Raw genomic sequence first — 8,680 nt, 5'->3', positions numbered from 1 at the left:
CCAGGATGGATCTTCGGCGCCTGACGCCAGGGCCGCACGCGCGGATTGACCCGGCGCGCCTCTGCCGTCAGCCTCTCGCCTGAACGCTGAGGAGCTTCGATGCCTGTCATCACTGGAACAAGTGCAGCTGACACGCTGACGGGCGGGGCTGAGCCCGACACCATAACGGGCGGGCTGGGGGCTGATTCCATGACCGGCGGGGCCGGTTTTGATCTCTACGTGATCGGGTCGAGCGACAGCTCGGCGGCGAGCGCGCTGGGCAACAAGCCGGAGTTGCTGGATGCGATCTCGGGTTGGAGCCCGGCCGACCGGCTGCTGTTCAGCGGGGCCAACGCCCTGGCGTTTGGCAACTTTCGCAGCACCAGCGCCGACGACTATGATCAGGCCTACACGACCGCGCAGGATCTCTATCTGTCGGTGAGCGCCGAGTACGTGGTCGTGCAACTGAACACAGATGTGATCGTCTTCGCGCCTCGCACCGGCCAGGCTGTGCGTTTGGTGAATACAAACCGGGCCGACATCCAGTCCTTCAACATCACCACGGGTACTCTGGGGTCGGCGCCCTCTGGCCTGCAGGAATTCGGATCTTCGGGGAATGATCTGAGGACACTGGCCGATGGCGTGGACAGCTATTCTGCGGGCGCCGGAGATGACACCGTCAACGGTGGGCCAGGCAATGACACCCTGGCCGGTGTCGAGGGCGACGACCAGCTGTTCGGCGGGGCCGATAATGATGTGATCAACGGCGGCGACGGGCGCAACTATCTGCGCGGCGATGATGGCGCCGACACGATCAACGGCGGGTCCGGTTTCGACGACATCAACGGCAATATGGGCAACGACTTCATCCTTGGCGGCGCGGGCACGGATTGGGCGGTCGGCGGCAAGGACGATGACACAGTATTCGGCGAGGGTGGCGACGACATCGTCTACGGCAACCTCGGCAACGACACTCTGGGCGGCGGCACCGGCGATGATCTGGTGCGCGGCGGTCAGGGTGACGACGTCGTGCGCGGCGATGACGGCAATGACACCATCGCCGGCGACCGCGGCTCGGACATGCTGAGCGGCGGGTTGGGCGCCGACACCTTCATCTCGTTTGCCGAGACGGGGACCGATCGGGTGACGGACTTCAACATCGCAGAGGGCGATCGGGTGCGGCTTGATCCCGGCACCATTTACACGCTCAGCCAGGTTGGCGCCGACACCGTGATCGACATGGGTGCGGGAAATCAGATGATCCTGCAGAACGTGCAATTGGCGAGCTTGCCCAACGGCTGGATCACGGTCGGCTGATCGGCACGCTCCAGGCAGACGCAGGATTCAACGCTTCTTAGGCAGTCGGCGTTAGGTTTGGGCGTCGAACGGGACCGGGCGCGTGCGCCTAACCCTTGACGAAATATTCATATAAAGATATCTTTATGTCACGATGAAACTGGCGTCTGGACAGATCGTGGAGGTGCTGCGGGCGGCGGGTGAATCCTCCCGATTGCGCATCCTTGCGCTGCTGGCGCGCGAAGAACTTGCGGTGCTCGAGCTTTGCCGTGTCCTGGACCAGAGCCAGCCGCGCGTCTCGCGCCACCTCAAGCTTCTGGCCGAGGCTGGGCTGGTTGAGCGATTCCCGGATGGCGCGTGGGTGTTCTATCGGTTGGCGGGCTCCGGGCGACCACGGGCGATGATCGATCAGGTTCTGCAGCATCTTGATCCGCAGGATGCGGTGCTGGCGAGAGACCAGGGCCGGCTCGACGTTGTCCAGGGCGAGCGTGCGGCCGCCGCGCAAAGCTATTTCGCCGAGCACGCCACGCACTGGGATGAAATCAGATCCCTCTACGTCTCCGACGCCGCTGTCGAAGACGTCATTCTTCGCGTGTCGGGTGAGCGACGAATCCGGCGGTTGGTTGACCTGGGTTCCGGTACGGGCCGGATGCTGACGCTACTGGGGCCTCGCGCCGCCCAGGCCCTGGGCCTCGACCTGTCGCAGCAGATGCTGAACATCGCCCGTCGCAATACCTCGGAAGCAGGGCTTGCCAATGTGGAACTACGCCACGGTGACATCCTGGATACCCGCCTGCCGGATCAGACCGCCGATCTGGTCGTCGTCCATCAGGTCCTGCACTATCTGGGCGATCCCTCGGCGGCGGTCCGTGAAGCCGCGCGGCTTGTGGCCCCCGATGGCCGGCTGATCATCGTCGACTTTGCACCGCACGCTCACGAGTTCCTGCGGGAACAGCATCAGCACCGCAGGCTTGGGTTCTCCGATGAGGAAATGGCCCGTTGGCTGACGGAGGCCGGATTGCCACACCGCGCGCTTGCCGATCTGCCGCCGGACAAGCCGGATGGCCTAACCGTCAAAATCTGGGCCGCAGCCCGGTTGCCCCTGGAACAAAGGATCGCCGCATGACCCCTCCCACGGCTCTGGGACCTGTCGCGCGCGCGGGGGCCGGCGGGGGACCGCGCCCAAACATCTCGTTCGAATTCTCGCCGCCCAAGGGCCCGAAGTCGGAGGAGGCGCTCTGGGAGGCGATCCGGCGGCTTGAACCGCTCAATCCCTCGTTTGTCTCCGTGACCTATGGCGCCGGCGGTTCGACGCGGGAACGCACCCATCGCACGGTGGTTCGGATGCTGAAGGAGACCACCCTGCGCCCGGCCGCCCACCTGACCTGTGTCGAGGCCTCGCGCGCCGAGGTCGACGAGGTGGTGCGTGACTACTGGGCCGCGGGCATCCGACATATCGTGGCCTTGCGTGGAGATCCGCCGGGATCGCTTGGCGGCGCCTATGTCCCGCGCGCAGACGGCTATCAGAACGCCACGGAACTGACTGCCGGCATCCGCGAGATCGCGCCCTTCGAAGTCAGTGTCGGGGTCTATCCACAGATTCACCCGGAGAGCCCTTCGGTGGATCACGACATCGAGGTGCTGAAAGCCAAGGTCGATGCCGGTGCGACCCGGGCGATTTCCAACTTCTTCTTCGATATCGACGGCTACCTTCGGTTCATCGAGCGCATCCGCAAGGCCGGGGTCACGATCCCGATCCTGCCGGGAATCATGCCGGTCTCCAGCTACGCGGGCCTGGCTAATATGTCGCAAAGGATCGGCGTGAGCCTGCCGGGCTGGCTGGCCAATCTGTTTGAGGGTCTGGACGAGGATCCCGAGACCCGCAAACTGGTCGCCGCCTCTGTCGCCGCCGAGATGTGCGCGCGCCTGGCCGAGGAAGGCTTCTCGGACTTCCATTTCTACACCCTGAACCGCGCCGACCTGACCTATGCGATTTGCCGGGTGCTGGGCGTGCGCGAGACCCCTCTCGAACCCAAGGAAGCTGCGGCATGACCCGCCAGGACCGTATCAAGGCACTGAAGGCCGCCGCAAAAGAGCGTGTGCTGATCCTCGACGGCTCCTGGGGCGTCATGTTCCAGAAGCGCGGTCTGACCGAGGCCGATTATCGCGGCGACCGCTTCCTGGACCATCCGGGCCAGATGAAGGGCAACAACGATATCCTCTGCCTGACCCGCCCGGACATCGTGTCGGACCTGCACGACCAGTACTACGCGGCCGGCGCTGACATCTCCGAGACCAATACGTTTTCCTCTACCTCGATCGGCCAGGGCGAGTACGCCCAGGAAGCGGCGGTGCGCGACATCAACCTGGCCGCCGCCCGGATCGCCCGGGAGGTCGCCGACCGCTGGACGGCGAGGGAACCGGACAAGCCGCGCTTTGTCGCCGGCTCCATCGGCCCGCTACCGGTGATGCTGTCCATGAGCTCGGACGTGAACGACCCCGGCGCCCGCAAGGTGACCTTCGACCAGGTCTATGCGGCCTATCGCGAGCAGGTGCTGGCGCTGCACGATGGGGGCGTAGATCTCTATCTGGTGGAGACCATCACTGACACGCTGAACTGCAAGGCCGCGCTGAAGGCGATCCTGGATCTGGAGGACGAGGGCTATGAACGCCTGCCGATCTGGATTTCCGGCACCATCACCGACCGCTCGGGCCGTACGCTGTCGGGCCAGACGGTCGAGGCGTTCTGGAACTCGGTGCGCCATGCCAAGCCGTTTGCCATCGGGCTGAACTGCGCCCTGGGCGCTGACCTGATGCGACCGCACATCGCCGAGCTGTCGCGGATCGCCGACACCCTGGTCTCGGCCTATCCCAACGCGGGCCTTCCCAACGCCATGGGCGAGTACGACGAAAGCCCCGACCAGACCGGCCATCAGCTGCATGACTGGGCCAAGGACGGGATCGTCAACATCCTGGGCGGATGCTGCGGCACCACGCCGGACCATATCCGCCACGTGGCCGACGAGGTTCGGGGTATGAAGCCGCGGCAGATTCCGGAACGGCCGACCGCCATGCGGCTGGCGGGTCTGGAACCGTTCGAGCTGGCCTGATGAGCAAGACCTACCCGCAGATCGACGAGGCGCTGGCCGCCTTTATTCGCGCGCAGAAGATGTTCTTCGTCGCGACAGCGCCCCTTTCTGGCGAAGGCTCGGTCAATGTGTCGCCGAAGGGCTATGACAGCCTCGTACTGATCGATGATCACACCGTCGCCTGGCTGGACCTCGGCGGCTCCGGGGCGGAGACGCTGGCGCATGTGCGCGAGAACGGGCGCATCACCCTGATGTTCTGCACCTTTGAGGGCCCGGCAAATATCCTACGCCTCTATGGGCAAGGCCGGGCTGTAGCGTTCGAAGACCCCGGATTTGCTGAGCTCAAGGCCCTGTTCCCGACGTTCGACCGGGCGCGGGCCATTGTTGTGGTCACGGTCACCCGCATCTCCGACAGCTGCGGCTGGGGCGTTCCCTTCTACGACTACAAGGGTGAGCGCGAGCAACTGCGCCGCCATGTCGACCATCGGCCCTTCGATGAGTGGGCCAAGCGTCGCTATGAGGCCAATGCCGTCTCGATCGATGGGCTGCCGGCCCTTGAGCGGCCAGGAGCTGATTGACCTTGTATCTCATCATGTCATCCCGGTTTCGCGGAACGCGAAGACCGGGACCCAAAACCGCCGACGTCACCGGAAACGCACCGCCCGAACGAGTTCACCTCTCCCTTCACCTCTGAGCAAATGGGTCCCGGTTCTACGGCGCTGTGCGCCTTGACCGGGATGACAGGTCTTCAAAGAATGCGCCCCACCTTCGTAAACGTCGGCGAACGGACCAATGTCACCGGTTCGGCCAAATTCCGGAAACTGATCGCCGACGGGGACTATCCCGAGGCGCTCAGCGTCGCGCGTCAGCAGGTGGACGCCGGCGCACAGATCATCGACGTGAACATGGACGAGGGTCTGCTGGACTCCGTCCACGCCATGAAAACGTTCCTCAACCTGATCGCCGCCGAGCCGGATATCGCCCGGGTGCCGGTGATGATTGACTCATCCAAATGGGAGGTGATCGAGGCGGGTCTGAAGTGCGTCCAGGGCAAGACCATCGTCAATTCGATCTCCATGAAGGAGGGCGAGGCGAAGTTCATCGAACAGGCGCTGGCCTGCCTGCGCTACGGCGCCGCCGTGGTGGTGATGGCGTTCGACGAGGTCGGACAGGCCGATACCGCCGATCGCAAGGTCGAGATTTGTACCCGCGCTTATAATCTTTTGCGCGACAAACTCGACTTCCCGCCGGAAGACATCATTTTCGACCCCAACATCTTCGCCGTCGCCACGGGCATCGACGAGCATAACAACTATGCGGTTGATTTCATTGAAGCGACGCGCCGGATCAAGGCGTCCTGCCCGCACGCCCGCATCTCCGGCGGGGTCTCCAACGTCAGCTTCAGTTTCCGGGGTAACGAGCCGGTTCGGCGCGCGATTCATGGCGTCTTTCTGTACCACGCCATCGCCGCCGGCATGGACATGGGCATCGTCAACGCCGGGGACCTGCCGGTCTATGACAATATTCCAGAGGAGTTGAAGGTCGCGGTCGAGGATGTGATCCTCAACCGCCCGCAGCGTGACCCCAAACTCTCCAACACCGAGCGGCTGGTGGAGCTGGCCCCGAAGTACAAGGGCGGTAAATCCGAGGCCAAGGGTCCGGATCTGGCCTGGCGTGAAGGCGACGTCGGACAGCGGATCACGCATGCCCTGGTCCACGGCATCACCGAGTTCATCGAGGTCGACACCGAGGAATCCCGGCTGGCGTCGGAACGCCCGCTGCACGTGATCGAAGGCCCGTTGATGACGGGAATGAACGTGGTCGGCGACCTGTTCGGCGCGGGCAAGATGTTCTTGCCCCAGGTGGTGAAGTCGGCGCGGGTTATGAAGCAGGCCGTGGCCTGGCTGGAACCCTTCATGGAGGCCGAGAAGGCCGGCAAGCCCCGCGAACAGGCTGGCCGCATTCTGATGGCGACCGTCAAGGGCGACGTCCACGATATCGGCAAGAACATCGTGGGCGTGGTCCTGCAGTGCAATAACTACGAGGTCATCGACCTGGGCGTGATGGTGCCGCTGGACCGGATCCTGGACGAGGCCAAGGCGCACAACGTCGACATCGTAGGACTCAGCGGCCTGATCACCCCGTCACTGGATGAGATGACCTATGTGGCCGCCGAGATGGAGCGGCGCGGCATGACCATCCCGCTGCTGATCGGCGGGGCGACGACCTCGAAAACCCACACAGCCGTGAAGATCGCGCCGAAGTACCCCTCCGGCTCCACCACCTATGTGCTGGACGCCAGCCGGGCGGTAGGCGTGGTGTCCAACCTGCTGTCGCCCACGGAGAAGTCGAAGTTCCTGGCGGCTACGGCTGACGACTACGAGAAGGTCCGCGCCCAGTTCGAGCGCGGGCAGGGCACCCGCGCGCGCGCCACGCTGGCTGAAGCCCGCGCCAACGCCTTCAAACCTGACTGGGCCGGTTATATCCCGCCGAAGCCCAGCTTCCTGGGTACACGTACCTTCGCGCCTTACGACCTGCCGGAACTGCGCCGCTACATCGACTGGACGCCGTTCTTCGCCAGCTGGGAGCTGATCGGCAGGTACCCGCAAATCCTGGAGGACGAGGTGGTGGGCGCCGCCGCCACCGACCTGTTCGCCGATGCCCAGCGCATGCTGGACCGCATCCTGCAGGAGGGCCTGCTCGAGGCCCGCGGCGTGGTGGGCTTCTGGCCCGCCCAGGCTGACGGCGACGACATTGTGCTCTACGCCGACGAGGCCCGTACGACCGAGCGCGCGCGCCTGCACACCCTGCGCCAGCAGATGGTCAAGACCGGCGAGGGCCAGGCCAATGTGGCCATGTCCGACTTTGTGGCCCCGATCGGCGGTCCTGCCGACTATGTGGGCGGCTTCGCCGTCACAGCCGGCCACGGCGAGCTGGAGCTGGCCAGACAGTTCAAGGACGCTGGCGACGACTATTCCGCCATCCTGGCGACGGCCCTGGCCGACCGTCTCGCGGAAGCTTTCGCCGAGGCAATGCACCGCAAGGTGCGCACCGAACTTTGGGGCTACGCCTCCGAAGAGCCTTTCGACCTGACACAGCTGCTCGAGGAAAAATACCGCGGCATCCGCCCGGCCCCCGGCTATCCCGCCCAGCCCGACCACACGGAAAAGGCGACCTTGTTTGACCTGCTGGACGCGCCAGGCGCGGCGGGCATGGCGCTTACCGAAAGCTTTGCGATGACCCCGCCTGCGGCGGTCTCGGGCCTCTATTTCGCCCATCCGGAGAGCCACTATTTCGGCGTCGGCCGGATCGAGAAGGACCAGGTTGAGGACTATGCCCGCCGCAAGGGCTGGACCGTCGCCGAGGCCGAGCGGTGGCTGGCGCCGATCCTGAGCTACGGGGTGTAGCGGGATTGCGTCGTCGAGGAGACACGCGCCCGATGCTGTGGCTGGCCCTGCCGGGCCAGTCGCGCTAACTCACTCCCATGGCCAAGCACAAACAGAACCCGGAGCAAGAGATCTCCGTCGACGGTGAGGCCTATGTCTGGCGCATTCAGCGCCGGCCGCAGTGGTCCAGCGACGCGGCGGAGTGGCGAGGTATGGCGCTGGCCGTGCGTCACGCCGAGGGCCAGCGCGAGGCCGTGGTGGAGTTTCCGCCCGGCAAACAGCCAAAATTCGGCGCGCCGCATCTCCAACCCTCCCAGATCGCCCCGGAGCTGGTCGCCCGCGCCATCGCCTCGGCCATTACGGCGGGATGGGAGCCGCTGTCGCGTGGCAAGACCGTGGCGATCGTCGTCGATGAGAGCGGCGGCTGAGCCGCTGATTTCGCCTCGGGGCAACTCGCCAGGTTTCCGAAAATTTCTGTGCGCCACAGCCGTGAAGGACTCGCCAAACCCATAATGTTCTGTTTTTGTTCCGATCCACAGGCGGAGCACTTCATGGTCAAGATCAACTATCGCGGCATCACCGATCCCCGGGCGGCGTTTGAGGCCCTGCGGCCCTTTCGCCGGGCGCTGCTGGATCTCAAGGGCCGCTGCCGGCCCTTCCATCCGGACTACCTGATCCTCGACGCGGTCGACAAAGCCCTGACGACCGCAGCCTACCACTTCACCCGTGAGCCGGACTTCTATTCCGGTGAGCCGCACGGCTGATGCGCCTGATCCCGCATGACGGAACCCAGGCGATGGGCGATTTCCGGCGCTATCCCGGCTGTCGCCTACTCATTGCCTGCAGCGCCTGTTCCTGGTCGAAGGCCTATGATCCGGAGCGGGTCATCGACCGCTTGCGCGCGATGAAGGCCGGGGGGTACGCAACCCG

Annotated in this window: 8 protein-coding genes; all 8 read left to right on the top strand. The window is 64.9% G+C overall.

Annotation, left to right across the window (positions count from 1 at the left end; all coding sequences use genetic code 11):
• Positions 1-99: 99 nt before the first annotated feature.
• The 8 genes from ACIQ42_RS12090 to ACIQ42_RS12055 all read left to right on the top strand — a co-directional run bounded on the left by ACIQ42_RS12090 (position 100) and on the right by ACIQ42_RS12055 (position 8,514).
• On the top strand, positions 100-1,296 hold the full coding sequence (locus ACIQ42_RS12090) for a calcium-binding protein (RefSeq protein ID WP_397422442.1): 1,197 nt from the start codon (positions 100-102) through the stop codon (positions 1,294-1,296).
• A 133-nt stretch (positions 1,297-1,429) separates the two neighbouring features.
• Positions 1,430-2,401, top strand: a complete 972-nt coding sequence (locus ACIQ42_RS12085; RefSeq protein ID WP_397422441.1) for an ArsR/SmtB family transcription factor — start codon at positions 1,430-1,432, stop codon at positions 2,399-2,401.
• Entirely contained in the window at positions 2,398-3,327 is a 930-nt protein-coding gene (metF, locus tag ACIQ42_RS12080) for a methylenetetrahydrofolate reductase [NAD(P)H] (protein ID WP_397422440.1), read from the top strand. Before ACIQ42_RS12085 ends, metF begins: the two co-directional genes overlap by 4 nt.
• Positions 3,324-4,385 carry a homocysteine S-methyltransferase family protein gene (locus ACIQ42_RS12075; protein WP_397422439.1) on the top strand — a complete coding sequence of 354 codons (1,062 nt, stop codon included), beginning with the start codon at positions 3,324-3,326 and terminating at the stop codon, positions 4,383-4,385. Before metF ends, ACIQ42_RS12075 begins: the two co-directional genes overlap by 4 nt.
• Positions 4,385-4,942, top strand: coding sequence for a pyridoxamine 5'-phosphate oxidase family protein (locus ACIQ42_RS12070; protein ID WP_397422438.1), 558 nt, complete (start codon positions 4,385-4,387; stop codon positions 4,940-4,942). The genes ACIQ42_RS12075 and ACIQ42_RS12070 overlap by 1 nt, the downstream gene beginning before the upstream one ends.
• Before the next feature lie 120 nt (positions 4,943-5,062).
• Entirely contained in the window at positions 5,063-7,771 is a 2,709-nt protein-coding gene (gene metH / locus ACIQ42_RS12065; RefSeq protein ID WP_397422437.1) for a methionine synthase, read from the top strand.
• 77 nt (positions 7,772-7,848) lie between these two features.
• Positions 7,849-8,178, top strand: coding sequence for a hypothetical protein (locus ACIQ42_RS12060; protein ID WP_397422436.1), 330 nt, complete (start codon positions 7,849-7,851; stop codon positions 8,176-8,178).
• A 123-nt stretch (positions 8,179-8,301) separates the two neighbouring features.
• Complete coding sequence (locus ACIQ42_RS12055) at positions 8,302-8,514, top strand: hypothetical protein (protein WP_397422435.1); 213 nt, start codon at positions 8,302-8,304, stop codon at positions 8,512-8,514.
• Positions 8,515-8,680: the final 166 nt, after the last annotated feature.

The sequence above is a fragment of the Phenylobacterium sp. genome (assembly GCF_044372605.1).
Taxonomy (GTDB): Bacteria; Pseudomonadota; Alphaproteobacteria; order Caulobacterales; family Caulobacteraceae; genus Phenylobacterium.
The sequence above is the reverse complement of the archived record's forward strand: the minus strand, read 5'-3'. Positions and strand labels throughout refer to the sequence as shown.

Bases quoted from the DNA above. Each gene is read 5' to 3' on its own strand.
- ACIQ42_RS12090 (WP_397422442.1), top strand. From the start codon at position 100: ATGCCTGTCATCACTGGAACAAGTGCAGCTGACACGCTGACGGGCGGG.
- ACIQ42_RS12085 (WP_397422441.1), top strand. From the start codon at position 1,430: ATGAAACTGGCGTCTGGACAGATCGTGGAGGTGCTGCGGGCGGCGGGT.
- metF (WP_397422440.1), top strand. From the start codon at position 2,398: ATGACCCCTCCCACGGCTCTGGGACCTGTCGCGCGCGCGGGGGCCGGC.
- ACIQ42_RS12075 (WP_397422439.1), top strand. From the start codon at position 3,324: ATGACCCGCCAGGACCGTATCAAGGCACTGAAGGCCGCCGCAAAAGAG.
- ACIQ42_RS12070 (WP_397422438.1), top strand. From the start codon at position 4,385: ATGAGCAAGACCTACCCGCAGATCGACGAGGCGCTGGCCGCCTTTATT.
- metH (WP_397422437.1), top strand. From the start codon at position 5,063: ATGGGTCCCGGTTCTACGGCGCTGTGCGCCTTGACCGGGATGACAGGT.
- ACIQ42_RS12060 (WP_397422436.1), top strand. From the start codon at position 7,849: ATGGCCAAGCACAAACAGAACCCGGAGCAAGAGATCTCCGTCGACGGT.
- ACIQ42_RS12055 (WP_397422435.1), top strand. From the start codon at position 8,302: ATGGTCAAGATCAACTATCGCGGCATCACCGATCCCCGGGCGGCGTTT.